Genomic DNA, 25105 nt, shown 5'->3' on the forward strand with positions numbered 1-25105 from the left:
TGGGGTAAACGGCTGACGTCAGACGGGGTCTTTTTCCGCCAGGTACGGATCAGGATAACCCAGTCCGTGCATGATTTCGGTTTCCAAAGACTCCATTTCTTCGGCTTCATCGTCTTCGATGTGGTCATACCCTAGCAGATGAAGACTGCCGTGGACAACCATATGCGCCCAGTGGGCCTCCAGCGTTTTGCCTTGCTCAATCGCTTCCTGCTCAACCACCTGGCGGCAGATGATCAGATCGCCGAGCAGCGGCAGCTCGATGCCCGGCGGGGCTTCGAACGGGAAAGAGAGCACGTTGGTCGGCTTGTCTTTGCCGCGGTAGGTCAGGTTCAGCTCGTGGCTTTCCGCTTCGTCCACCAGACGCACGGTCACCTCGGCCTCTTCCTGAAATTGCGGCAGCACGCCTTCCAGCCAGCGCTGGAAGGTGGCCTCATCCGGCAGGCCGTCGCTGCTTTCACAGGCAATCTGCAGATCCAAAATCACCTGACTCATGGTGTCTCCTGCTCGGAGGCGGCGAGCGCCTCGCGCTTACGTTGTTCGGCAATCGCGTCTTTGCGTTTCTGTTCGGCGGCTTCCCAGGCCTCATAGGCGATGACCACGCGGGCCACCACCGGGTGGCGCACCACGTCTTCGCTGTGGAAGAAGTTGAAGCTCAGCTCCTCCACGTCCGACAGCACTTCCACCGCATGGCGCAGGCCGGATTTCTGGTTGCGCGGCAGGTCGATCTGGGTGACGTCGCCGGTGATGACCGCCTTCGAGTTGAAGCCGATGCGTGTCAGGAACATCTTCATCTGCTCGATGGTGGTGTTCTGGCTCTCATCCAGGATGATAAAGGCGTCGTTCAGCGTGCGGCCGCGCATATAGGCCAGCGGCGCGACTTCGATCACATTGCGTTCGATGAGCTTCTCCACGCGCTCGAAGCCCAGCATTTCGAACAGGGCGTCGTACAACGGGCGCAGATAAGGATCGACCTTCTGGCTCAGATCGCCGGGCAGGAAGCCCAGCTTTTCGCCGGCTTCGACCGCAGGGCGGGTCAGCAGTATGCGGCGAATTTCCTGGCGTTCCAGCGCATCCACCGCAGCGGCGACCGCCAGGTAGGTTTTGCCGGTGCCCGCCGGGCCGATGCCGAAGGTGATGTCGTGATCGAGAATATTGGCGATGTACTGCGCCTGGTTAGGCGTGCGCGGTTTCACCATACCGCGCTTGGTTTTGATGGTGACCGCCTTGCCGTAATCCGGCACGCTGTCCGCCACCTGTTCCAGCACCCGACTCTCTTTGATCGCCAGATGGATTTGCTCCGGATCGATATCCGGGATCACGCCGCGAATCGGCGCGGTATCCACGTACAGATGGCGCAGGATATCGGCGGCGGCAACCACGCACAGGTTTTTGCCGACCAGCTTGAAACGGTTGTCGCGGCGATTGATTTCGATGCCCAATCGGCGCTCGAGTTGCTTGATGTTGTCATCAAACGGGCCGCACAGGCTGAGCAAACGCTTATTGTCTGCGGGCTCTAACAAAATTTCTTGTGTTGCGACGTTCAAACTATTCCTCTAGGTCACATCGGGCCTGGTTGATGTCACATAGCGCGTCCGGGACGCGCGCGTTCAGGGCGAGCCTGAATACTCTCTTTCTTGAATTATTCATGGTGCGCCGCAACGGCGCAAGTTTACCGCTGATCTATCTGTGCGCCGTCGGCGGAATTCAAGGGAAGATAAGGAAAAAACGCGGCGGGGCGCAAAGCCCGCCGCGTCATCACAGAACAAGGCCGCTGGGAATCAGTTCTTTTTCACGAACTCGGATTTCAGCTTCATCGGGCCGAAACCGTCGATTTTGCAGTCGATGTTGTGATCGCCTTCCACCAGGCGAATGTTTTTCACCTTGGTGCCAATCTTCAGCATCGAGGAGCTGCCTTTGACCTTCAGATCCTTGATCACGGTGACCGCGTCGCCGTCCGCCAGCAGGTTGCCGTTGGCGTCTTTGACGATCAGCGCGTCCTGATCTTCCGCCGGGGCGCTGTCGCTCCACTCGTGGGCGCACTCAGGGCAGATGAATAGGGCATTGTCCTGGTAGGTGTATTCGGAGTTGCACTTCGGGCAGTGTGGGAGTTGCATGTTATGTCGCCTCTTCAACAATAAAAAAATAAAAAAAGAACATCACCGGGCGCGGACGCCCGGCGGAGAAACGGTAAGGAGTAGCGCGAACGGGCGGCGATAAGGCGGCCGCCGCGGCGTCAGGGCTGGTAAATGCCGACGCCCAGCGCGTTTTCTTTGCGGGTACGGGCGATCACCGACTGCGGGGATTCATGTACGCGCAGATCCATCTGCTGTTCGGTGCGCACCACTGCGCCACGCAGGGTGTTGGTCAGCACCTCGGTAATTTCCACGTCGACAAATTGGCCGATCATGTCGGGCGTGCCTTCGAAGTTTACCACACGGTTGCACTCCGTGCGCCCGGCCAGCTCCATCACGCTTTTACGCGAGGTGCCCTCCACCAGAATGCGCTGGACGGTGCCGAGCATGCGACGGCTGAACTGCAGCGCCTGCTGGTTGATGCGATCCTGCAGAATGTACAGCCGCTGCTTTTTCTCTTCTTCGCTGACGTCGTCGACCATGTCCGCCGCCGGCGTACCGGGGCGCGACGAATAGATGAAGCTGAAGCTGACGTCGAAGTTGACGTCGGCGATCAGGTTCATGGTCTGTTCGAAGTCGGCCTGGCTTTCGCCCGGGAAACCGACGATGAAATCGGAGCTCAGCTGGATGGCCGGCCGCGCCTTGCGCAGCTTGCGGATAATCGCCTTATACTCCAGCGCGGTGTGCGCGCGTTTCATCATGGTCAGGATGCGGTCCGAACCGCTCTGCACCGGCAGATGCAGGAAGCTGACCAGCTCCGGCGTGTCTTCGTACACCGCGATAATGTCGTCGGTGAACTCGATCGGGTGGCTGGTGGTGAAGCGAATGCGATCGATGCCGTCGATGGCCGCCACCAGGCGCAGCAGTTCGGCGAACGAGCAGATATCGCCGTCATGCGTCGCGCCGCGGTAAGCGTTGACGTTTTGGCCGAGCAGGTTGACCTCGCGCACGCCCTGCGCCGCCAGCTGGGCGATTTCGAACAGCACGTCGTCGCTCGGGCGGCTCACTTCCTCGCCGCGGGTGTAAGGCACCACGCAGAAAGTGCAGTATTTGTTGCAGCCTTCCATGATCGACACGAAGGCGGTCGGGCCTTCGGCGCGCGGCTCCGGCAGGCGGTCGAATTTTTCGATCTCCGGGAAGCTGATATCGACCACCGGGCTGCGGGTGCCCTGAACGTGATTGATCATTTCCGGCAGGCGGTGCAGGGTCTGCGGGCCGAATACCACGTCGACGCAAGGCGCGCGGCTGCGGATCAGTTCGCCTTCTTGCGAGGCCACGCAACCGCCGACGCCGATGATGACAGACGGGTTCTTCTCTTTCAGCAAGCGCCAGCGCCCCAGCATGGCGAAAACTTTCTCCTGCGCTTTTTCACGGATCGAGCAGGTGTTCAGCAACAGCACGTCCGCTTCCTCGGCGTTGTCGGTCCACTCGAAGCCGTGCGTGCTGTTCAACAGGTCGGCCATTTTCGATGAATCGTACTCATTCATCTGGCAGCCCCAGGTTTTGATATGTAGTTTTTTCGTCATTGACTTGCCATTACTCAGTGCGGAGCGAAAGTTGCGTTACGCGACATGCAGGGCGCGTATTGTAATCATTTGCCGCCGTTGTGACCAGCGCGGGGGAAAATGGCACGCAACCTGAAGCCGAAGCGAAAATCCGGTACACTGCGCAAAACGCCATGTCGGGTGGGATGGCGAGCATTCACATAGAAAACATAGCCAATATGAAGACATCTCAAAATCGGTATGACGCGGTGGTGGTGGGTGGCGGCATGGTCGGCGCGGCGGCGGCCCTGGGGCTGGCGCAGGCGGGCTGGTCGGTGGCGTTGCTGGAACATCAGGCGCCGCAGGCGTTCGAGGCGCAAAGCCCGCCGGACCTGCGCATTTCCGCGATCGGCTGCACCTCGGTGGGGCTGCTGAAACAGCTCGGCACCTGGCAGGCCGTGACGGCGATGCGTACGGCGCCGTATCGCCGGCTGGAGACCTGGGAGTGGGCGTCGTCGCGCGTGGCGTTCGACGCGGTGTCCCTGGGGCTGCCCGAGCTGGGCTTTATGGTGGAAAACCGCATTCTGCAGCTGGGGCTGTGGCAACAGTTCGCGCAGTGCGCCAACCTGACGCTGCTGTGCCCCGCCAGGCTGCAATCGCTGCAGCGGGCGGACAATGCCTGGCAGCTGACGCTGGACAGCGGCGAGACGCTGCAAGCGCGGCTGGTTGTCGGTGCCGACGGGGCCAACTCGCAGGTGCGCAAGCTGGCGGCGATCGGCACCAACGGCTGGCAATATCGTCAGGCGTGCATGTTGATCACCGTCGATACCGGCGCGCCGCAGCAGGATGTGACCTGGCAGCGCTTCTTCCCGTCCGGGCCGCGCGCCTTCCTGCCGCTGTACGACAGCTGGGCGTCGCTGGTGTGGTATGACAGCCCGCAGCGCATTCGCCAACTGCAGGCGATGCCGCCGGCGCAGCTGGAGCGCGAAATCGCTACCGCTTTCCCGGCACGACTGGGCCCGGTCAAGGTGCACGCTGCCGGATCGTTCCCGCTGACGCGGCGTCATGCGCAGCGCTACGTGCTGCCGGGGCTGGCGCTGGTGGGCGATGCGGCGCATACCATCAACCCGCTGGCCGGGCAGGGCGTCAATCTGGGGTATCGCGATGTGGATGCCTTGCTGAACGTGCTGAGCGAGGCGCGAGAGCAGGGAGAAGACTGGAGCGGCGAGGCGGTGCTGCTGCGCTATCAACGCCGCCGCCGTACCGACAATCTGTTGATGCAGAGCGGCATGGATCTGTTCTATACCGCCTTCAGCAATAACCTGGCGCCGCTGACCGTGGCGCGCAATCTGGCGCTGATGGCCGCGCAGCGGGCGGGCAAGCTGAAAGAGCATGCGTTGAAGTACGCCTTGGGATTGTAACCGACAGGGCTCAGCGGTGGCTGGGCCCGTTAGGATTGGCTGAACGCCAGACAGCAAAAAGCCCGCCGAAGCGGGCTTTTCTAAATATGGCTGGGGTGCCAGGATTCGAACCTGGGTATGCTGGTATCAGAAACCAGAGCCTTACCGCTTGGCGACACCCCAATTATGGTGGCTACGACGGGATTTGAACCTGTGACCCCATCATTATGAGTGATGTGCTCTAACCAGCTGAGCTACGTAGCCGATGTTACTTTTTACTTCTTTGATTTGCAAGCAGTTTGTTATGGCTGGGGTACCTGGATTCGAACCAGGGAATGCCGGTATCAAAAACCGGTGCCTTACCGCTTGGCGATACCCCACCTGCAAACAAATCTTATGTTGAAACCCCATTCCCGAAAGAATATGGCTGGGGTACCTGGATTCGAACCAGGGAATGCCGGTATCAAAAACCGGTGCCTTACCGCTTGGCGATACCCCATCAACATACTGCGCCGACGATGAAGAGAAATGGTGCGGGAGGCGAGACTTGAACTCGCACACCTTGCGGCGCCAGAACCTAAATCTGGTGCGTCTACCAATTTCGCCACTCCCGCAAATACAAAAAAGAGATGGTGGCTACGACGGGATTCGAACCTGTGACCCCATCATTATGAGTGATGTGCTCTAACCAGCTGAGCTACGTAGCCCTCTTTTTTTGCTTTGCCTTCATCGGCGTTGCGGGGCGCATTATGCGTATATGACCGATTTGCGTCAACAAGTTTTTTCCCGAAAAAGCGCCCGGAAGCGCCGTTTGTCTGGGTTGTGAACATTATGGCGATAAAATCGGCAATTCAGGTAGTTGGCGGGGGGAAAAGGCAACAAAAAGGCGGGCCAAAAGGCCCGCCCTGAGGGAAATGCCGCGCAATTATTTATAGGCGGCCTGGTGCACGCCAACGGCGCGGCCGGAAGGATCGTCCATCTTCTTGAACGATTCATCCCACTCGATGGCCTTGGCGGACGAGCAGGCGACGGACGGGCCGCCCGGTACGCATTCGGCGGCGCTCGGCAGCGGGAACAGCTCTTCGAAGATTTCGCGGTACAGGTAGCCTTCTTTCGACGTTGGCGTGTTGTACGGGAAGCGGAAACGCGCGGTTTCGAGCTGTTGATCGCTAATTTGCTGCGCAGCCACCTCTTTTAACGTGTCGATCCAGCTATAGCCGACGCCGTCGGAGAACTGCTCTTTCTGGCGCCAGGCCACGCTGGCGGGCAAATAGGACTCGAAACATTCGCGAACGATGTGTTTTTCCATTTTGCCGTTGCCGCACATTTTATCTTTCGGGTTGATGCGCATCGCCACGTCGAGGAATTTCTTGTCCAGGAACGGCACGCGGGCTTCGACGCCCCAGGCGGACATCGCCTTGTTGGCGCGCGCACAGTCGAACATGTGCAGCGCCAGCAGTTTGCGCACGGTCTCTTCGTGGAATTCGCGGGCGTCCGGCGCCTTATGGAAGTACAGGTAGCCGCCGAACACTTCGTCCGCGCCTTCGCCGGAAAGCACCATCTTGATGCCCATCGCCTTGATTTTGCGCGACATCAGGTACATCGGCGTCGAGGCGCGAATGGTGGTGACGTCGTAGGTTTCGATGTGATAAATCACGTCGCGGATGGCGTCCAGCCCTTCCTGCACGGTGAAGTGGATCTCATGGTGCACGGTGCCCAGGTGGTTAGCCACCTCTTGCGCGGCGCGCAGATCCGGCGAGCCTTCCAGCCCGACGGCGAAGGAGTGCAGCTGCGGCCACCAGGCCTCGCTGCGTTCCTGATCTTCCACGCGGCGCGCAGCGTACTTCTTGGTGATCGCCGAGATGACCGAGGAATCCAGCCCGCCCGACAGCAGCACGCCGTAAGGCACGTCGGACATCAGGTGGCTTTTCACCGACTCTTCCAGCGCGGTGCGTAGGGCGGCGGCGTCGGTCACGTTGTCCTTGACGCTGTCGTAATCGAACCAGTCGCGGCGATAATATTCGCGGATCTCACCGTCCTGGCTCCACAGGTAGCTGCCGGCCGGGAATTCCTTGATGGTGCGGCACACCGGCACCAGCGCTTTCATTTCCGAGGCAACGTACAGGTTGCCGTGTTCGTCATGGCCCATGTACAGCGGGATGATGCCCAGGTGATCGCGGCCGATCAGGTAGGCGTCTTTTTCAGTGTCATACAGGGCAAAAGCGAACATGCCTTGCAGATCGTCGAGGAAGTCCGGTCCTTTCTCCTGATACAGCGCCAGGATTACTTCACAGTCGGAGCCGGTCTGGAACGCATAGCGGTCGCTCAGCTGTTGGCGCAGCGCCTGGTGGTTGTAAATTTCGCCGTTGACCGCCAAAACGTGGGTGTGCGCAGCGTTGTACAGCGGTTGAGCGCCGTTGTTGACGTCGACGATCGACAGGCGTTCGTGGGCCAAAATGGCTTTGTCGCTGGCGTAAACGCCGGACCAATCCGGGCCGCGGTGGCGCATCAGACGTGACAGCTCCAGCGCTTTCTTACGCAGTTCAACGGGATCGGACTTCAGATCGAGCACACCGAAAATAGAACACATACAACTCTCCTAACGGGCTTTTATGACTGTGATGTTGTTTTTACTGTTATGGGCAGCATTGCCGATTTATCAGCGATAACGCGGTTTTGCTGCGCTGTGGTTATGAAAATGCGCCAAAAGCTGCGGAGGATGCAAGCGTTTTAGCCATGCGCTGAGAAATAGTTGTTTGCGTGGCTGAGGTTTTTAACGGATTTTCAGTTATCGGCGTAAAAAATTGTCGATTATGCAATTTTTAGCGTGATGGCGGGATTGCCGGCCAGTTTGACCGGCAATCGATTAGCGATTAGGCGATGAGCTGCCAGAGGGTGAACGCGGCATCCGGCGTCCAGCCGGCATTGGAGGTGTGCGCCTGAATACAGGTGTATTTCTTGCCTTTATAACTCACGACGTCGCCGGCTTTGTAGCTGTGGTTGTTCTGCCATTCGGGCGCGCCCGGATCGGGCGGCGTGCCGTCGTTGGCGGTTTTGACCGCCAGCGCACTGCTCGGCAGGGAGGTATTGCCCAGGGTGTCGGTCGCGGTAACGAAGTAGCTGTACTGGGTTGCCGGCGTCAGACCGCTGTCGGCCAGCGACAGACCGGCGGTTTGGCCGATCGGGTTGCCGTTGCGGTAGACGGTGTAGCTGGCGATCGGTGAGGCGCCGGTGGCGGCGGCCCAGCTCAGTTTCAGCGAGGTGGCGCCCAGCTCGGAGACCGTCAGCGCCGTCGGCGCATTAGGCTTTCCCGGCGGCGGGGTGACGCCGCCCTGAATCAGCGGCGCATAGCGGGTTTTGAACTCCCAATTGTAGGCGACGCCGGCTTTGCTCTTGCCGTTATCCCAGTTGATTGACCAGGTCATCAGGCCCTTGATCGACAGGTTTTTGGCGTCGAGACGCGAGAAAGCGTTATACACCGCCTGTTTGTTGACCACGTAGCCGGTGGCGGCGGCATCGTTGTTGCTCGGCAGGCCGATGACGAATTTCGCCGCCGGGATCTTCGCATAGCCGCGGGTGCCGGTAACCAGGCTTTCCGTCAGGTAGTAGAGGAAGTCCTCTTTCATGGCGTCGTTATTCTGCGTGATCCAGGCATTGAGTTCATCCACCCAAATACCGTCGCCGCCCTGGTTATAATATTGCGGCGCGATAAAGTCGTAATAGCCTTCGAGGGCGTTAATATAATCCAGGTAGGTGCCGTTGGTGCGCAAATACGGGAATTCCGGCGCCATGCTGATAATAAAGTTTTTCCCCTGGGCGGCGTAATGGTCTTTTACTTTTTTCAGCGCCGCAGGCAAGACGGTTTTATTATTGGCGGCGCCGATCGCCGCCTGTTCCAGATCGATATCCAGGCCGTCGAAGCCATAGACTTCCACCAGGCGAATAATCTCGTCTTTCAGCTTGTCTTCGTCGCCGGTTTTCAGCTCGATATGCGCGTCTGCGCCGCCGAGGGAGATCAGCACCGCGCGGCCCTGGCTGTTCAGCACGCCTACCTGGCGGCGAAACTCGGCGTCGGACAGGTTGTAAGGTTTGAAGGTCGGGATGCCCTGGCCTTTCATAAAGGCGACGGCCACCACGTTGTACTCGGCGGGAATGTCGGTCAGGTTCATATTGGTGAACTGGCCTTGCTGATAGCCGTCACTGACGCCGGCGGCCCAGTTGTGCCAGAAACCCATCAGGATCTTTTTATTGGCGATAGACGGCATAATGGCTGCGTCATCGGCGGCGACGGCATTAATAATGTTATTTGTGCTCATGGTAGCCTCATTGATAAGGGGTAAGGGTTTTCCGCTCGCCGGCAATATCAGCTATTGGCGGGGCGTAAAGTTATAATGAGGATTTTTAATGCAGGCAGGCTGAAACCTTTTGCTGCCATGAACGAATTAAATTCAAACTGACGCTGAGGGAGAAGGAAATAATGGCGGCCGGGCGGCCGCCATGGCCGCATCAGAAGATAGTGATATCGGCGACGGAAGGGTAGACATAGCTCGGGCGGAACGGCATGGTTTCGATGTCGCTCAGCGTGGAGACACCGGACAGCACCAGAACGGTTTCCAGGCCGGCCTGGAAACCCGCCAGGATGTCGGTACGCAGGTTGTCGCCGACGATCACCGTTTCTTCCGAGTGCGCCTGCATTTTGTTCAGTGCGGCGCGAATGATCCACGGGCTGGGCTTGCCGACGTAAAACGGCTTGCGGCCGGTGATCTTCTCGATGGGGGCACACAGTGCGCCGCAGGCCGGCGAGAAGCCGTGGCCGTGGCTATCCGGGTTGGTGGCGATAAAGCGCGCCCCATTGCTCACGAAATAGGCGGCTTTGTGCATCATGTCCCAGTTGTAAGAGCGGGTTTCACCGACGATCACGAAATCCGGGTTGATGTCGGTGATGGTGAAACCGGCTTTGTACAGCTCATGGATAAGGGCGCCTTCACCGACCACGTAGGCCTTTTTGCCTTCCTGCCGGCGCAGGAAATCGGCGGTGGCCATCGCCGAGGTATAGAACGCGCTCTCCGGCACTTCCAGACCGGCGGCGGCGAAGCGGTTCGCCAGATCCTGCGCGGTCTGTGACGGGTAGTTGGTCAGCACCACCAGCGGCATGCCTTGTTCCTGGATGCGCGCCAGGAACTGATCGGCGCCGGGCACCGGCGTATTGTCATGCAGCAGCACGCCGTCGATATCGCATATAACGTTTTTGATTTTCATTTGTCGCTGTTTCTCATGATTACGGCAGGCAAGAGGTGACGATAACACACCTGCCAGAAGCGGCGGATCAGCTTTCCAGCAATCGCTGCAAGAGCACGCCGTTGAGCATCGCGCGTTTGGCCAGGGCGAAAGCGCCGATCGCCGAGCGATGATTGAGTTCGGAGGTCACCACCGGCAGATTTTTGCGGAAGTCCTTCAGTACCTGGGTATTGATGCAGCTCTGGATCGCCGGCAGCAGCACCTTATCCGCTTCGGTGATCTCACCGGCGATCACCACCTTCTGCGGATTGAACAGGTTGATGGCGATGGCCACTGCCTTGCCCAGATAGCGGCCGACGTGTTCGATCACTTCGCTGGCCAGTAGATCGCCACGGTTGGCGGCCTTGCAGATGGCGTTGATGCCGCAGTCTTCCAGCGTCAATTTGCTCGGGTAGCCCTGGCTCAGCAGCTGGCGCACGCGCTGTTCGATCGCCGCGTTGGCGGCCACGGTTTCCAGGCAGCCGAAGTTGCCGCAGTGGCAGCGTTCACCCAGCGGATCGATCTGGATATGGCCGATTTCGCCGACGTTGCCGTTATTACCGAGAAAAATCTGCCCGTTGACGATGATGCCGGCGCCGGTACCGCGGTGCAGGCGCACCAGAATCGAGTCTTCGCAGTCGCGGGTGGCGCCGAAGTAGTGCTCCGCCAGCGCCAGGCTGCGGATGTCGTGGCCGACGAAGCTGGTGACGTTGAAGCGCTGCTGCAGGTTGTCCACCAGCGCCCAGTTGCTGACGCTGATGTGCGGCATGTAGCGCACCACGCCCAGCGCCGGATCCACCAGGCCGGGCAGGATCACCGCGATGGCGATCAGTTCGCGCAGGCGGCGCTGGTTCGCTTCGATGAATTGGGCGATGGCGGCGAACAGCGCATTCTCCAGCGTTTCCTGGGTGCGTTCCGGCAGCGGATAGTGTTCTTCGCTGAGCGATTTACCGCTCATGTCATACAGGGTGATGGTGGCGTCGTGGCGGCCGAGGCGCACCGCGACGGTATGAAAATGACGGGTTTCCGACACGATGGAGATCGCGCGGCGGCCGCCGGTGGAGGCTTGCTGATCGACTTCTTTGATCAGCCCGCGCTCCAGCAGCTGGCGAGTAATTTTGGTGACGCTGGCGGGAGCAAGCTGGCTGAGTTCGGCAATTTGAATGCGCGAGATCGGGCCCTGCTGGTCGATCAGGCGGTAAACTGCCGCGCCGTTAAGCTGTTTGACTAAGTCAACGTTCCCTATTTGTGCTTGTCCGCCAGTGCTCATCAATAATGTTACTCGCTGTTCATTGAATTAAACCTCGTTACCGTTAACGAGCGTTTTGGTGATCTTGAAATCACGGGTGAAGGCGGTCAGGTTAGCCACCTTGCCGGCTTCGAGGGTGCCCAGACGCTGCTCGACGCCAATGGCGCGCGCCGGGTACAGCGTCGCCATGCGCAGCGCTTCGTCCAGCGCGATGCCGATATGCTCGACGCTGTTTTGCACCGCTTCGATCATGGTCAGCGCGGAACCGCTCAGGGTGCCGTTCTCATCCACGCACAGCCCATCCCGATAGTATATTGTTTTACCGGCGAAAATAAATTGGTCAATATCTGCACCCGCCGGTGCGGTCGCGTCGGTGACCAAGACCAATTTATCACCTTTCAGGCGTTTGGCGTTACGGATACTCGCCCAGGCTACGTGATGGCCGTCGGCGATGATGCCGGTATAGACCTCTGGCGTATCGAAGATCGCCCCCATCAGCCCCGGTTCGCGGCCGGTGATATACGGCATGGCGTTGTACAGGTGGGTGGCGAAGCTGATGCCGGCGGCGAAGCCGGTGCGCGCCTGATCGTAGGTGGCATTCGAGTGGCCGGCGGAGACCACGATGCCGGCCTCGGTCAGCTGTTTAATAACGTGCGGCTCAACCATTTCCGGTGCCAGCGTCACCTTGGTGATCACGTCGGCGTTGGCGCACAGGTAATCGATCATGTCCTGCGTTGGCTTGCGAATGAACGCCGGGTTGTGAGTGCCTTTTTTTACCGGGCTGAGGTACGGCCCCTCCAGGTGCAGGCCCAACGCCTGGTTTTGGTGCTTTTTCAGATAAGCGCGCATCACGTCGACGCTGTGCTTCATGAATTCGTCGCTGCTGGTGATCAGCGTCGGCAGATAGCTGGTGCAGCCGGATTTCTCGTTGGCGCGCTGCATGATCTCCAGCGTTTCTTCCGAGATTGCTTCCAGCGAATCGTTGAACTGGACGCCGCCGCAGCCGTTCAGCTGCACGTCAATAAGCCCGGGGGCCAGGATGGCGCCACCCAGGTCGCGCGTTTCGATGCCGGCGGGCAATTCAGCCACCGGGCAGACTCTCTCGATCAGCCCATCAGCGATAATGACTGCATGGTCATCAAGTACGTCGTGGCCGGTATAGATTCGGCCGTGGGTTAAAGCGAACATCGTAGCCCCCTGCAAAGATTAAAGACTTTTCACGCTTTCCGCTTCTAACTCGCGGAAATATTTGACGGTTTTGACTTTCAGTTCCATGGTGGCCGGTTCGTCGCACACCACCACCGCTTTGGCGTGCAGCTGCAGGCAGCTGATGGTCCACATGTGGTTGATGTTGCCTTCCACTGCGGCTTCCAGCGCCTGTGCCTTGGCATGGCCGGTCACCAGGATCATCACTTCTTCGGCATCCAGCAGCGTGCCCACGCCGACGGTCAACGCATATTTCGGCACCAGGCTGACGTCGCCGCCGAAGAAGCGCGAGTTGGCGATGCGGGTGTCTTCGGTCAGCGTTTTGATGCGGGTGCGCGAAGCCAGGGACGAAGCCGGCTCGTTGAACGCGATATGGCCGTCGATACCCACGCCGCCCATGAACAGGTTAATTTTGCCGTAAGATTTGATCTTCTCTTCGTACTGGCGGCACTCGGCGTCGACATCCGCGGCGTTGCCGTTCAGCAGGTTGATATTTTCACGAGGGATATCAACGTGGTCAAAGAAGTTGCGGTACATGAAGGTGTGGTAGCTTTCCGGGTGTTCCTGCGGCAGGCCAACGTACTCGTCCATGTTGAAAGTCACAACATGCTTAAAGCTTACTTCACCTGCTTTGTGCATCGCAATCAGATGTTTGTAGGCTTCCAGCGGCGTGCCGCCGGTAGGCAGGCCGAGGACAAACGGGCGCTCTGCGGTTGGCTTGAATGCGTTGATGCGTTGAACGATATGACGCGCGGCCCATTTGCCGACTTGTGCGGTATCTTTCAGTGGGATAAGTCTCATCTAACACCTCTTGGGATAAGTAAACTAAAGCTATACTGTACGGGCCTGCGGGAGTCCTAAGCGTAACCCAGCTTTATGATTCTCGCGTGAATCGTCCGTCCGGTTGATTTTTTGAATGATAAAATAAGTTTTGTGTGATGGCCAGCAATCTGGGAAGGAAAGACTACTTTTTGGTGATATTTATCACAAAAAAGGAGGTTTTAATTTGCGATACAAAATAAATTTTTTACACTCGGCATGAGTGATACGTGCCAAGCATTGTTTCTAAAAAGGTAGTGAGAGCTCCAAATAAACTACTAATAGGGTCCGTCCGCGGACAACATAGGGGGAAAAGGTGAACATTCTTAGTTATTTGCAAAAGGTGGGACGGGCACTGATGGTGCCGGTCGCCACGCTGCCCGCCGCCGCCATCTTGATGGGCGTCGGGTACTGGATTGACCCTGTTGGTTGGGGCGGCGACAACGCTTTCGCTGCCTTATTGATTAAGTCTGGCTCTGCGATTATCGATCATATGGCGGTGTTGTTCGCCGTTGGTGTCGCCTACGGCATGTCCAAAGATAAGGACGGCTCTGCCGCACTGACCGGTTTCGTCGGTTTCCTGGTGCTGACGACCCTCTGTTCACCGGCCGCCGTGTCGATGATTCAGAAGATCCCGCTCGATCAGGTGCCTGCCGCGTTCGGCAAGATTGAGAACCAGTTCGTTGGTATTCTGGTGGGTATCATCTCCGCCGAAGTGTACAACCGCTTCAGCGGTGTCGAGTTGCCTAAGGCGCTGTCGTTCTTCAGCGGCCGCCGTTTGGTGCCGATCCTCATTTCCTTCCTGATGATCCTGGTCGCTTACATCCTGATGTTCGTTTGGCCGGTCGTGTTCGGCGCTCTGGTGAGCTTCGGCGAACACATCCAAAAATTGGGCTCCGTCGGCGCGGGTATCTATGCCTTCTTCAACCGCCTGCTGATCCCGGTCGGCTTGCACCACGCGCTGAACTCGGTGTTCTGGTTCGACGTGGCCGGCATCAACGATATCCCTAACTTCCTCGGCGGCCAGCAGTCGATTGACGCGGGTAAAGCGGTTGTTGGCATCACCGGCCGTTATCAGGCGGGCTTCTTCCCGATCATGATGTTCGGTCTGCCGGGCGCGGCGCTGGCCATCTATCACTGCGCGCGTCCTGAGAATAAGGCGAAGGTGCTGGGGATCATGATGGCAGGGGCATTCGCTGCCTTCTTTACCGGCATCACCGAACCGCTGGAGTTCTCCTTCATGTTCGTGGCACCGGTGCTGTACGTGATCCACGCCGTACTGACCGGTATCTCGGTGTTCATCGCCGCTAACATGCATTGGATTTCAGGCTTCGGTTTCAGCGCCGGCCTGGTGGATATGATGCTGTGGGTGCGTAACCCGCTGGCGACCCACTGGTACATGCTGATCCCGCAGGGCCTGGTGTTCTTCGTTATCTACTATGTGGTGTTCCGCTTCACCATCAACAAGTTCAACCTGATGACCCCGGGCCGCGAGCTGGCGGTTGCCGGTGACGAAACCGACGGTTATGACGTCAACGTCAACAGCAGCGCCGGTAAAGACGAGAACGAAACCACCACGCTGGCCCGTCGCTACGTCGGCGCGATCGGCGGCTCCGACAACCTGACCGGCATCGACGCCTGCATCACCCGCCTGCGTTTGAACGTGAAGGACTCTGCGCTGGTGAACGACGCATTGGCGAAACGCCTTGGTGCGTCGGGCGTTATTCGTCTGAACAAGCAGAGCGTACAAGTGATCGTCGGCACCCGTGCCGAGCTGATTGCCAGCGCAATGCGCAACGTAATTGCGGCCGGCCCGGTAGCGGCTGCGGCGGCTCCGGCGGCGGCCCCTGCCGCGGAAGTCAAACCGCAGGCGGTGCCGAACGCACCGAAAGTCGCGTTTGAAACGCTGGTGGCGCCGGTGACGGGTGAAGTCGTGGCGCTCGATCAGGTGCCGGACGAAGCTTTCGCCAGCAAGGCGGTCGGTGACGGCCTGGCGATTCGCCCGACCGACAAGATCGTGGTGGCGCCGGCGGATGGCACCGTGGTGAAAATCTTCAATACCAACCACGCGTTCTGCCTGGAAACCGACAAGGGCGCTGAGGTCGTGGTACACATGGGGATCGACACCGTCGCGCTGGAAGGCCAGGGCTTCAAACGCCTGGTGGAAGAGGGCGCGGAAGTGAAAGCCGGTCAACCGATTCTGGAACTGGATCTGGATTACCTGAACGCTAACGCGCGCTCGATGATAAGCCCGGTGGTGGTCAGCAACGCTGACGACTACGCCGGCCTGGCGGCGCTGGCCAGCGGCTCGGTGGTCGCCGGTCAGACCAAGCTGTACGAGATCCAAAAGTAAGGCCGTTTTTACCTGAGTAGTATCCGGGGCCGGTCACGCATCATGGCGGAGTTTGCCCCGACTTGGCGGGAAGAGAGCGATCTCTTCCCGCTTTTTTTATTCCGTTTCGCCCCATGGCGGTGCGCTGCGCGCCGATGGTGCAACGCGCCGCATTTTTCGTGAAACAAACGGTTGTTTCCAGACGTGGCTTGTTGGATCATAGGCGGTTATGTGTAGCGCTTTGCATTGAGGAACAGTGAAATGAGTGAGGCTGAAGCCCGCCCAACCAATTTTATCCGTCAGATCGTCGATGAAGACCTGGCGTCGGGGAAACACACGTCGGTACATACCCGCTTCCCGCCGGAGCCTAACGGCTATCTGCATATCGGCCACGCCAAGTCCATCTGCCTGAACTTCGGCATCGCCAAGGACTATCAGGGCCAGTGCAACCTGCGTTTCGATGACACCAACCCGGTGAAAGAAGACATCGAGTTCGTGGAGTCAATCAAGCACGACGTGGAGTGGCTGGGCTTTGAGTGGAGCGGCAACGTTCGTTACTCCTCAGACTATTTCGATCAGCTGCATCAGTATGCGGTTGAGCTGATCTCCAAGGGCCTGGCCTACGTCGATGAGCTGTCGCCGGAGCAGATCCGTGAATATCGCGGCACGCTGACCGCGCCGGGCAAAGACAGCCCGTACCGCGATCGCAGCGTGGAAGAGAACCTGGCGCTGTTCGAGAAGATGCGCAACGGCGAGTTTGCCGAAGGCGCCGCCTGCCTGCGCGCCAAGATCGATATGGCTTCGCCGTTTATCGTGATGCGCGATCCGGTGCTGTACCGCATCAAGTTCGCCGAACACCACCAGACCGGCAATAAATGGTGCATCTATCCGATGTACGATTTCACCCACTGCATTTCCGATGCGCTGGAAGGGATCACCCACTCGCTGTGTACTCTGGAATTCCAGGATAACCGCCGTCTGTATGACTGGGTGCTGGATAACATCACCATTCCTTGCCACCCGCGTCAGTACGAGTTTTCGCGCCTCAACCTCGAATACGCCATCATGTCGAAGCGCAAGCTGCACCAGTTGGTGGCCGAGAAGATCGTTGAGGGCTGGGACGATCCGCGTATGCCGACCGTTTCCGGTCTGCGCCGTCGCGGTTATACCGCCGCCTCTATCCGCGAGTTTTGCCTGCGCATCGGCGTGACCAAGCAAGACAACAACGTCGAGATGGTGGCGCTGGAATCCTGCATCCGTGACGATCTGAACGAGAACGCCCCGCGCGCCATGGCGGTGCTGGATCCGGTGAAAATCGTCATCGAGAACATGGGCGATGCGGTGGAAATGGTCACCATGCCTAACCACCCGAACAAACCGGAAATGGGCAGCCGCGATGTGCCGTTTAGCCGCGAAATCTATATCGATCGCGCCGACTTCCGGGAGGAAGCCAACAAGCAGTACAAGCGTCTGGTGCTGGGCAAAGAAGTGCGTCTGCGCAATGCGTACGTGATCAAGGCCGAGCGCGTCGAGAAGGACGAAGCGGGCGAGATCACCACCATCTTCTGCAGCTACGATGCGGAAACGCTGAGCAAAGATCCTGCCGACGGCCGCAAGGTGAAGGGCGTGATCCACTGGGTGTCTGCGGCGCACGCGCTGCCGGCGGAAATTCGCCTGTACGATCGCCTGTTCAGCGTGCCTAACCCGGGCGCGGCGGAGGACTTCCTCTCCACCATCAACCCGGAATCGCTGGTGATCAAGCACGGCTTCGTTGAGCCGAGCCTGGCGGCCGCACAGCCGGAGAAAGCCTACCAGTTCGAGCGTGAAGGCTACTTCTGCGCCGACAACCGTTACTCGTCGGCCGAGCATCTGGTGTTTAACCGCACCGTCGGCCTGCGTGACACCTGGGCGAAAATCGAAGGCTAATCTTATTCGCCTCGAAAATTAATGAATCAGCGCGGCTTAGGCCGCGCTTTTTTATACCTGCGATTTAGCGAATAATCTGTTCCTCTCACATTTATCTGGGCTGCGTTTAATTAATCGCAGCGCGTGAGGCCATAAGTTTTCTGATATTGGCCTTATTAATCTTAATTTTCACTTATATATTCGTGATGCGAATTAATTTCATTTAGAGAGCGCTCTCAATTTTTATCGTCTGCCTGACGAATTTAGTCAGGCTGAAACCATTAATCGTCTCTGGTTGACCTTGTATCTCAATTTATTCTGATTTAATTGAATTTTTTATTCGACACCTTCCATGATCGCCGGCGTAACAAAATATCACTGATATGTGCTCCTTGTCATACTTTGACAAATCTTCCGCATTTTTCATTTGATAATTCGCGTCGCGAAAAATAGTCTGTCTGTAGCAATTAGTGCTGTGGGAATAACATCTCGTCGGCAATATTTTTTACCCGTTCGGGTTTTTTATTGGCAGTCGTGCAGGGCAGTGGTGAACACAGGCGGCTGCAACTTTTAAGTTAAGTCAAAGAGGAATTTCACTATGGGTACGCACGGTGCTCAGCGTAAAACGCTGGCGCTCGCAGTCGCGGGCGCGCTGTTGGGAACAGGGTTTGCCATGGCGCCTGAGGCGAAAGCCGCAGGGTTTATCGATGATTCCACGCTGACCGGCGGTATTTATTACTGGCAACGTGAGCGCGACCGTAAAGATCTCAATCCGGACAGCAAGGATTACAACCAATACACCACCAACCTGTCGCACTCCACCGCCAACCTGAGCCTGGATTTCGCGTCGGGCTACGCCTGGGACATGTTCGGTCTGGACGTCGGCGCCTTTACCGCCATCGAGCTGGCGGAATCCAGCGCCAGCGGCCACCCGAACGAGATCGCGTTCTCCTCTAAAAACCGTACCTACGACGAAGACTATTCCGGTGACAAAGGTGGCGTCAGCCTGTACAAAGCCGCCGCTAAATTCAAATACGGCCCGGTCTGGGCGCGCGCCGGTTACATTCAGCCGAGCGGCCAAACCCTGCTGGCGCCGCACTGGAGCTTTATGCCGGGCACCTATCAGGGGGCTGAAGCCGGTGCCAAGTTCGACTACGGCGATGCCGGCGCGTTGAGCTTCTCCTACATGTGGGCCGACAAATACAAAGCGCCGTGGCATATCGAGGTGGATGACTTCCGTCAGAACGACAAGAAAACCCGCGTCTCCTACCTGCACTCGCTGGGCGCCAAGTACGATTTCAAAAACGATCTGGTGCTGGAAGCCGCTTACGGCCAGGCCCAGGGGTACGTGAATCAGTACTTCACCAAGGCGTCTTACAAATTCGATCTGCTGGGCAACCCGCTGACCACCAGTTACCAGTTCTATGGCGCGGAAGACCGCATCAGCAACAAGAACGATCCGAACAGCATCTACGACGGCCTGGCCTGGCTGCAGGCGTTGACCTTCGGTTACACCACCGGCCAGTTCAACTGGCGTCTGGAAGGCACCATGGTCAAGGCGGAAGGCAATCAGGGCTTCTTCCTGCAACGTATGACCCCGACCTACGCCTCGTCAAACGGTCGCCTGGACGTGTGGTGGGATAACCGCTCCGACTTTAACGCCAACGGCGAAAAAGCGGTGTATGCCGGCGTGATGTATGACCTCAGCAACTGGAACCTGCCGGGCATGGCGGTCGGCGGCTCTTACGTTTACGCCTGGGACGCCAAGCCGAGCACCAACCCGATCTACGATCAGAGCCAGCGCCTGAAAGAGAGCGCCTGGAGCCTGGACGCGATGTATACCATCCAGGAAGGGCGCGCCAAGGGCACGCTGCTCAAGCTGCATTACACCCAGTATGACAACCACACCAACATTCCTAGCTGGGGCGGCGGTTACGGCAACATCTTCCAGGACGAGAAAGACGTCAAGTTCATGGTCATCGCGCCATTCACCATCTTCTGATGCGTTCCCCGGCCTCGCCGCCGGGGCAGTTAAGGGAATTCAACGATGAAAAAAATCATGCTGATGTTGGCGGCCGCTGCGGCCCTGAGCGCCTGCGCGCAACCCACCGCGCCGCCGGAAGACGCCAAGTTGAAGCAGGCTTACAGCGCCTGCATCAACACTGCCGAAGGCTCGCCGGAGCGTCTGCAGCCCTGTAAGGCGGTGCTGAACGTGCTGAAACAAGAGAAGCAGCACCAGCAGTTCGCCGCGCAGGAAACGGTGCGGGTGATGGATTATCAGAACTGCATTATGGCGGTGCACAGCGGTAACGGTCAGGCTTACGACGCCAAGTGCGGCAAGCTGTGGCAAGAAATTCGCGATAACAATAATTAAGAAGGATAAGAAGATGAACGCATTCAAACTGAGCGCGCTTGCCGCCTTGACGGCAACGATGGGATTCCTGGGCGGCATGGGGAGCGCCATGGCCGATCAACAGCTGGTGGATCAGCTTAGCCAGCTGAAGCTGAACGTGAAAATGCTGGATAACCGCGCCGGCGAAAACGGCGTGGATTGCGCGGCGCTGGGCGCTGACTGGGCCTCTTGCAACCGGGTGTTGTTCACCCTCAGCAACGACGGCCAGGCGATCGACGGCAAAGACTGGGTCATCTATTTCCACAGCCCGCGCCAGACCCTGCGGGTAGACAACGACCAGTTCAAGATCGCTCACCTCACCGGCGATCTGTACAAGCTGGAGCCGACCGCCAAATTCAGCGGCTTCCCGGCCGGTAAGGCGGTGGAAATCCCGGTGGTCGCCGAATATTGGCAGCTGTTCAGAAACGACTTCCTGCCGCGCTGGTATGCCACCTCCGGCGACGCTAAGCCGAAAATGCTGGCGAATACCGACACCGAAAACCTGGATCAGTTTGTGGCGCCGTTCACCGGCGACCAGTGGAAGCGCACCAAGGACGACAAAAACATTCTGATGACGCCGGCTTCGCGCTTTGTCAGCAATGCCGATCTGCAGACGCTGCCTGCCGGTGCGCTGCGCGGCCAGATCGTGCCGACGCCGATGCAGGTGAAGGTTCACGCGCAGGACGTCGATCTGCGCAAAGGGGTATCGCCGGATCTGAGCACGCTGGTTAAGCCGGCGGCGGACGTCGTCAACCAGCGCTTCGCGCTGCTGGGCGTGCCGGTTCAGGCCAACGGTTACCCGATCAAAACCGACATCCAGCCGGGCAAATTTAAAGGCGCGATGGCGGTGCCGGGTGCCTATGAGCTGAAAATTGGCAAGAAAGAGGCGCGGGTGATCGGCTTCGATCAGGCCGGGGTGTTCTACGGGCTGCAGTCGATCCTGTCGTTAGTGCCGAGCGACGGCAGCGGCAAGATCGCCACGCTGGACGCCAGCGACGCGCCGCGCTTCCAGTATCGCGGCATTTTCCTCGACGTGGCGCGCAACTTCCATAAGAAGGATGCGGTGCTGCGCCTGCTGGATCAGATGGCGGCCTACAAGCTCAACAAATTCCACTTCCACCTGAGCGATGACGAAGGCTGGCGCATCGAGATCCCCGGTTTGCCGGAGCTGACGGAAGTCGGCGGCCAGCGCTGCCACGATCTGAGCGAAACCACCTGCCTGCTGCCGCAGTACGGCCAGGGGCCGGACGTCTACGGCGGCTTCTTCAGCCGTCAGGACTATATCGACATCATCAAATACGCTCAGGCGCGCCAGATTGAGGTGATCCCGGAGATCGACATGCCGGCACACGCCCGCGCCGCGGTGGTCTCGATGGAAGCGCGCTATAAAAAGCTGCATGCCGCCGGGAAAGAGCAGGAGGCCAACGAATTCCGCCTGGTGGATCCGACCGATACCTCCAACACCACCTCCGTGCAGTTCTTTAACCGCCAGAGCTACCTGAACCCGTGCCTGGACTCTTCCCAGCGCTTTGTCGACAAGGTGATCGGCGAGATCGCCCAGATGCATAAAGAGGCCGGCCAGCCGATCAAGACCTGGCACTTCGGCGGCGACGAAGCGAAAAACATTCGCCTGGGCGCCGGCTATACCGACAAGGCGAAACCGGAGCCGGGCAAAGGCATCATCGATCAGAGCAACGAAGATAAGCCGTGGGCCAAGTCGCAGGTTTGCCAGACGATGATCAAAGAGGGCAAGGTGGCCGACATGGAGCACCTGCCGAGCTACTTTGGCCAAGAGGTCAGCAAGTTGGTGAAAGCGCACGGCATCGACAGAATGCAGGCCTGGCAAGACGGCCTGAAAGACGCCGAGAGTTCGAAGGCGTTCGCCACCTCGCGCGTGGGCGTCAACTTCTGGGACACCCTGTACTGGGGCGGTTTCGACAGTGTCAACGACTGGGCCAATAAAGGGTATGAAGTGGTGGTCTCCAACCCGGACTACGTCTATATGGACTTCCCTTACGAGGTGAACCCGGACGAGCGCGGTTACTACTGGGGTACCCGCTTCAGCGACGAACGCAAGGTGTTCAGCTTCGCGCCGGACAACATGCCGCAGAACGCGGAAACCTCGGTTGACCGAGACGGCAACCACTTCAACGCCAAGAGCGACAAGCCGTGGCCGGGCGCCTACGGGCTGTCCGCTCAGCTGTGGAGCGAAACCCAGCGCACCGACCCGCAGATGGAATACATGATCTTCCCACGCGCGCTCTCGGTGGCAGAACGTGCCTGGCACCGCGCCGGTTGGGAGCAGGACTATCGCGCCGGCCGCGAATACAAAGGCGGGGAAACCCACTTTGTCGATACCAAGACGCTGGAGAAAGACTGGCTGCGCTTTGCCAATATCCTGGGCCAGCGTGAACTGGCCAAGCTGGACAAGGGCGGCGTCGCTTACCGTCTGCCGGTGCCGGGCGCACGCGTAGCGGGCGGCAAGCTGGAGGCGAATATCGCGCTGCCGGGGTTGGGCATCGAGTACTCCACCGACGGTGGCAAGCAGTGGCAGCGCTATGACGCCAAGGCCAAGCCGGCGATCTCCGGTGACGTGCAGGTGCGTTCAGTCAGCCCGGACGGCAAACGCTACAGCCGCGCCGAGAAGGTCTAAGCCCGGTGCAACGGCCCGCTGCCCTGGCGGCGGCCGTATAACGAAGGGGGAATGCGTTCGCCCACGCGTGTCGGCGTAGGGCGGACGTTGTAGTGAGAGTAGTACGTGGAGTCGCTGTGCCGCTGCAATTGTGATATTTCATGACATGATTTTCCCCCGGCTTGTCCGGGGATTTTTTTGTCTGCTGTACGGCGGGCATAAAAAAACCGCCTCGGTGTGAGGCGGTTTTTCATAGCCGGTCAGGGCTTACTTCTTGTCGTGCAGCGTTTCGTCTTCGCGGCAGTCACCGGTTTCACAGTGGCCGTACAGGTACAGGCTGTGGTTGGTGAGCTTGATACCGTGCTGCTTGGCGATATCACGCTGGCGCACTTCGATGGATTCGTCGCTGAATTCGATCACTTTGCCGCAGTCCAGGCAAATCAGGTGATCGTGGTGATGCTGTTGGGTCAGCTCGAACACGGACTTGCCGCCTTCGAAATTGTGACGTGTCACAATGCCCGCATCGTCAAACTGGTTCAGTACGCGATAAACCGTTGCCAGCCCGATCTCTTCGCCCATATCAATCAGTTTTTTGTACAAATCTTCCGCACTGACGTGATGGCATTCCGGATTTTGCAGTACTTCCAGGATTTTGAGTCGCGGAAGCGTGACTTTTAAGCCGGCCTTCTTCAATGCGATGTTGTTGTCGGTCATGCGAATTCAGTCCTGTTACTATGCTAATCAAGTTGAGGCGTACTCGCCTGTGGCATCGGTCGGCACAAAGAGTTAATGCGTCTCATTATAGAACCGGTTGTACTAAATGGAAACCGCCGGTTGTTAACAAAGATATAATTGCACTATTGCATGTTTTGCATGCAACGCCTTGATGGATGGGATAAACCGATATCTCAGTCTACCGTGACGGGGTGGGAAGTTACAAATCTGTAGCTTCTATCGCAGCAATCCCTGTTGCCGATGACGGCCCTGTCGGCACACTATGCACTTTACAGGGCCTTTGTTCAACCTTTCGCCAGTGCCGGGGTTTAGCCGACAATATCGGCCAGGCTCAGCTCTTCGACAATTTGTTTGACCCAAGCGTCCACGCGCTCGTTGGTCAGCTCCGGCTGACGGTCTTCGTCGATCGCCAGACCGATGAAGTGATCGTCGTCCGCCAGGCCTTTGGAGGCCTCGAAGTGGTAGCCTTTGGTCGGCCAGTGGCCCACGATGGCTGCGCCGCGCGGTTCGATGATGTCGCGGATGGTGCCCATCGCGTCACAGAAGTATTCCGCGTAGTCTTCCTGGTCGCCGCAGCCGAACAGCGCCACCAGTTTGCCGTTGAAGTCGACTTCTTCCAGCGTCGGGAAGAAATCATCCCAGTCACACTGCGCTTCACCGTAGTACCAGGTCGGGATACCCAGCAGCAGGATATCGAACCCTTCCAGGTCTTCTTTGCTGCTTTTAGCGATGTCATGCACTTCAGAGACGTCGTCGCCAAACTGTTTCTGGAGAATTTTCTGGATCATTTTGGCAATGTTTTCGGTATTGCCAGTGTCGCTGCCAAAGAAAATGCCTACAGTAGCCATATCGCGTATAACCTTTAAATTCAAGTAATTGCATTACTCGATGCCAGCACTGCCGCCGCTGACGCCGATTAAAATGATGCCATGGCAAGAGCCTTTCGCCTCCGGGGCGGGCGCCGACAGGCGCAGTCTCTTACCGGTAAATGCGTATCATGCCAGAAAGTGGCGCCGGGGTTTTATCGCATTTATGCGATGCCGGAGAATGAAGAAAAGCGGGGTCGATCCGGCGTTGTCCTTAACGCCGCGCCGCGCGTGCGGCCGAAGAGATCAATGTTCCGGCTGTTCTTCCGCCAGTTGTGCCAACAGCATCTGCTCGATGAGTTCGCTGCGGCTGATGTTGCGCTGTTCCGCCAGTTTGTTCAGGGCATCCACCGCGTCCGCGTTGATTTTCAGCTCTACGCGTCGCAATCCACGCACTTTATCGCGCCGTAACTGATTGCGCTTATTGATTCTAAGCTGTTCATCGCGGGAAAGCGGGTTGGTTTTCGGGCGCCCCGGACGGCGTTCATCTGCGAACAGATCCAGCGTCGTGCGATCCGTTTGTTCTTTTGCCATAGGTAGCGGTACTGCAAGGGAGTTTGCATCAAAAAGCGCTCGCACGCTTCCGGAGGCATCGGTTAACACACTTCGGGCCAATAAACCCTAACCCAAATTCACCTCCGAACCGGCGTTCGCGAACGCGCTGGCGCGGCGGCAA

Annotated in this window: 19 protein-coding genes and 6 tRNA genes; 6 read left to right on the forward strand and 19 right to left on the reverse strand. The window is 58.4% G+C overall.

The window, feature by feature from the left end; all coding sequences use genetic code 11:
• Positions 1–18 precede the first annotated feature (18 nt).
• From ybeY to miaB, 4 genes are all read right to left on the reverse strand, one after another.
• Positions 19–492 carry an rRNA maturation RNase YbeY gene (ybeY, locus tag GUC32_RS05425; protein ID WP_016928766.1) on the reverse strand — a complete coding sequence of 158 codons (474 nt, stop codon included), beginning with the start codon at positions 490–492 and terminating at the stop codon, positions 19–21.
• Complete coding sequence (locus GUC32_RS05430; RefSeq protein WP_025301852.1) at positions 489–1544, reverse strand: PhoH family protein; 1056 nt, start codon at positions 1542–1544, stop codon at positions 489–491. The genes ybeY and GUC32_RS05430 overlap by 4 nt, the downstream gene beginning before the upstream one ends.
• Before the next feature lie 234 nt (positions 1545–1778).
• Positions 1779–2114 carry a zinc ribbon domain-containing protein YjdM gene (locus GUC32_RS05435; protein ID WP_004939967.1) on the reverse strand — a complete coding sequence of 112 codons (336 nt, stop codon included), beginning with the start codon at positions 2112–2114 and terminating at the stop codon, positions 1779–1781.
• A 119-nt stretch (positions 2115–2233) separates the two neighbouring features.
• Positions 2234–3658 (reverse strand): tRNA (N6-isopentenyl adenosine(37)-C2)-methylthiotransferase MiaB, encoded by a 1425-nt coding sequence (miaB, locus tag GUC32_RS05440; protein WP_025301853.1) that lies wholly within the window; start codon positions 3656–3658, stop codon positions 2234–2236.
• A 197-nt stretch (positions 3659–3855) separates the two neighbouring features.
• On the opposite strand from miaB, the gene ubiF reads away from it, so the two are divergent.
• Positions 3856–5037, forward strand: a complete 1182-nt coding sequence (ubiF, locus tag GUC32_RS05445) for a 3-demethoxyubiquinol 3-hydroxylase (protein ID WP_147823475.1) — start codon at positions 3856–3858, stop codon at positions 5035–5037.
• A gap of 87 nt (positions 5038–5124) precedes the next feature.
• Here the strand turns inward: ubiF and GUC32_RS05450 are convergent.
• From GUC32_RS05450 to nagB, 12 genes are all read right to left on the reverse strand, one after another.
• Positions 5125–5199 (reverse strand) — tRNA-Gln (locus tag GUC32_RS05450).
• 4 nt (positions 5200–5203) lie between these two features.
• Positions 5204–5280 (reverse strand) — tRNA-Met (locus GUC32_RS05455).
• Between the two features lie 41 nt (positions 5281–5321).
• Positions 5322–5396, reverse strand: a tRNA-Gln gene (locus GUC32_RS05460).
• Positions 5397–5440: 44 nt separating this feature from the next.
• A tRNA-Gln gene (locus tag GUC32_RS05465) sits at positions 5441–5515 on the reverse strand.
• Between the two features lie 30 nt (positions 5516–5545).
• Positions 5546–5630, reverse strand: a tRNA-Leu gene (locus tag GUC32_RS05470).
• 16 nt (positions 5631–5646) lie between these two features.
• Positions 5647–5723: transfer RNA gene (locus tag GUC32_RS05475), tRNA-Met, on the reverse strand.
• Between the two features lie 218 nt (positions 5724–5941).
• Positions 5942–7606: an asparagine synthase B gene (gene asnB, locus GUC32_RS05480; protein WP_004939961.1), complete on the reverse strand. Its 1665-nt coding sequence runs from the start codon at positions 7604–7606 to the stop codon at positions 5942–5944.
• A gap of 283 nt (positions 7607–7889) precedes the next feature.
• Positions 7890–9332, reverse strand: coding sequence for a glycosyl hydrolase family 18 protein (locus GUC32_RS05485; RefSeq protein ID WP_060447626.1), 1443 nt, complete (start codon positions 9330–9332; stop codon positions 7890–7892).
• 190 nt (positions 9333–9522) lie between these two features.
• Entirely contained in the window at positions 9523–10275 is a 753-nt protein-coding gene (locus tag GUC32_RS05490) for an HAD-IIA family hydrolase (RefSeq protein WP_369435597.1), read from the reverse strand.
• A gap of 67 nt (positions 10276–10342) precedes the next feature.
• On the reverse strand, positions 10343–11563 hold the full coding sequence (locus tag GUC32_RS05495; protein WP_004939956.1) for an N-acetylglucosamine repressor: 1221 nt from the start codon (positions 11561–11563) through the stop codon (positions 10343–10345).
• A gap of 27 nt (positions 11564–11590) precedes the next feature.
• Positions 11591–12730, reverse strand: a complete 1140-nt coding sequence (gene nagA / locus GUC32_RS05500) for an N-acetylglucosamine-6-phosphate deacetylase (protein WP_049208648.1) — start codon at positions 12728–12730, stop codon at positions 11591–11593.
• Between the two features lie 18 nt (positions 12731–12748).
• Positions 12749–13549 (reverse strand): glucosamine-6-phosphate deaminase, encoded by an 801-nt coding sequence (gene nagB / locus GUC32_RS05505; RefSeq protein ID WP_004939952.1) that lies wholly within the window; start codon positions 13547–13549, stop codon positions 12749–12751.
• Positions 13550–13883: 334 nt separating this feature from the next.
• Here nagB and nagE point away from each other — a divergent pair, with 334 nt between their 5' ends.
• From nagE to GUC32_RS05530, 5 genes are all read left to right on the forward strand, one after another.
• Positions 13884–15920 carry an N-acetylglucosamine-specific PTS transporter subunit IIBC gene (gene nagE / locus GUC32_RS05510; protein WP_025301857.1) on the forward strand — a complete coding sequence of 679 codons (2037 nt, stop codon included), beginning with the start codon at positions 13884–13886 and terminating at the stop codon, positions 15918–15920.
• Positions 15921–16160: 240 nt separating this feature from the next.
• The gene (gene glnS, locus GUC32_RS05515) at positions 16161–17825 is read left to right on the forward strand and encodes a glutamine--tRNA ligase (RefSeq protein WP_025301858.1); all 1665 of its coding nucleotides are present in this window, start codon (positions 16161–16163) and stop codon (positions 17823–17825) included.
• A gap of 577 nt (positions 17826–18402) precedes the next feature.
• Positions 18403–19806 (forward strand): OprD family outer membrane porin, encoded by a 1404-nt coding sequence (locus GUC32_RS05520; RefSeq protein WP_148123189.1) that lies wholly within the window; start codon positions 18403–18405, stop codon positions 19804–19806.
• Between the two features lie 45 nt (positions 19807–19851).
• On the forward strand, positions 19852–20178 hold the full coding sequence (chiQ, locus tag GUC32_RS05525; protein WP_025301860.1) for a ChiQ/YbfN family lipoprotein: 327 nt from the start codon (positions 19852–19854) through the stop codon (positions 20176–20178).
• A gap of 13 nt (positions 20179–20191) precedes the next feature.
• Positions 20192–22849, forward strand: a complete 2658-nt coding sequence (locus tag GUC32_RS05530) for a beta-N-acetylhexosaminidase (protein WP_369435598.1) — start codon at positions 20192–20194, stop codon at positions 22847–22849.
• Positions 22850–23095: 246 nt separating this feature from the next.
• Here GUC32_RS05530 and fur read toward each other — a convergent pair whose 3' ends face one another.
• The 3 genes from fur to ybfE all read right to left on the reverse strand — a co-directional run bounded on the left by fur (position 23096) and on the right by ybfE (position 24963).
• Positions 23096–23542: a ferric iron uptake transcriptional regulator gene (gene fur, locus GUC32_RS05535; protein ID WP_019454058.1), complete on the reverse strand. Its 447-nt coding sequence runs from the start codon at positions 23540–23542 to the stop codon at positions 23096–23098.
• A gap of 329 nt (positions 23543–23871) precedes the next feature.
• On the reverse strand, positions 23872–24411 hold the full coding sequence (fldA, locus tag GUC32_RS05540) for a flavodoxin FldA (RefSeq protein ID WP_025301862.1): 540 nt from the start codon (positions 24409–24411) through the stop codon (positions 23872–23874).
• Between the two features lie 264 nt (positions 24412–24675).
• Complete coding sequence (ybfE, locus tag GUC32_RS05545; RefSeq protein WP_004939936.1) at positions 24676–24963, reverse strand: LexA regulated protein; 288 nt, start codon at positions 24961–24963, stop codon at positions 24676–24678.
• Between the last annotated feature and the right edge of the window lie 142 nt (positions 24964–25105).

Source organism: Serratia sp. NGAS9 (assembly GCF_009905295.1).
GTDB classification, from domain to species: Bacteria; Pseudomonadota; Gammaproteobacteria; order Enterobacterales; family Enterobacteriaceae; genus Serratia; species Serratia bockelmannii.

What these genes read in the sequence shown, in the direction of transcription:
- ybeY (WP_016928766.1), bottom strand. Translation starts at nt 492, where the DNA reads ATGAGTCAGGTGATTTTGGATCTGCAGATTGCCTGTGAAAGCAGCGAC.
- GUC32_RS05435 (WP_004939967.1), bottom strand. Translation starts at nt 2,114, where the DNA reads ATGCAACTCCCACACTGCCCGAAGTGCAACTCCGAATACACCTACCAG.
- miaB (WP_025301853.1), bottom strand. Translation starts at nt 3,658, where the DNA reads ATGACGAAAAAACTACATATCAAAACCTGGGGCTGCCAGATGAATGAG.
- ubiF (WP_147823475.1), top strand. Translation starts at nt 3,856, where the DNA reads ATGAAGACATCTCAAAATCGGTATGACGCGGTGGTGGTGGGTGGCGGC.
- asnB (WP_004939961.1), bottom strand. Translation starts at nt 7,606, where the DNA reads ATGTGTTCTATTTTCGGTGTGCTCGATCTGAAGTCCGATCCCGTTGAA.
- GUC32_RS05485 (WP_060447626.1), bottom strand. Translation starts at nt 9,332, where the DNA reads ATGAGCACAAATAACATTATTAATGCCGTCGCCGCCGATGACGCAGCC.
- GUC32_RS05490 (WP_369435597.1), bottom strand. Translation starts at nt 10,275, where the DNA reads ATGAAAATCAAAAACGTTATATGCGATATCGACGGCGTGCTGCTGCAT.
- GUC32_RS05495 (WP_004939956.1), bottom strand. Translation starts at nt 11,563, where the DNA reads ATGAGCACTGGCGGACAAGCACAAATAGGGAACGTTGACTTAGTCAAA.
- nagA (WP_049208648.1), bottom strand. Translation starts at nt 12,730, where the DNA reads ATGTTCGCTTTAACCCACGGCCGAATCTATACCGGCCACGACGTACTT.
- nagB (WP_004939952.1), bottom strand. Translation starts at nt 13,549, where the DNA reads ATGAGACTTATCCCACTGAAAGATACCGCACAAGTCGGCAAATGGGCC.
- glnS (WP_025301858.1), top strand. Translation starts at nt 16,161, where the DNA reads ATGAGTGAGGCTGAAGCCCGCCCAACCAATTTTATCCGTCAGATCGTC.
- GUC32_RS05520 (WP_148123189.1), top strand. Translation starts at nt 18,403, where the DNA reads ATGGGTACGCACGGTGCTCAGCGTAAAACGCTGGCGCTCGCAGTCGCG.
- chiQ (WP_025301860.1), top strand. Translation starts at nt 19,852, where the DNA reads ATGAAAAAAATCATGCTGATGTTGGCGGCCGCTGCGGCCCTGAGCGCC.
- GUC32_RS05530 (WP_369435598.1), top strand. Translation starts at nt 20,192, where the DNA reads ATGAACGCATTCAAACTGAGCGCGCTTGCCGCCTTGACGGCAACGATG.
- fur (WP_019454058.1), bottom strand. Translation starts at nt 23,542, where the DNA reads ATGACCGACAACAACATCGCATTGAAGAAGGCCGGCTTAAAAGTCACG.
- fldA (WP_025301862.1), bottom strand. Translation starts at nt 24,411, where the DNA reads ATGGCTACTGTAGGCATTTTCTTTGGCAGCGACACTGGCAATACCGAA.
- ybfE (WP_004939936.1), bottom strand. Translation starts at nt 24,963, where the DNA reads ATGGCAAAAGAACAAACGGATCGCACGACGCTGGATCTGTTCGCAGAT.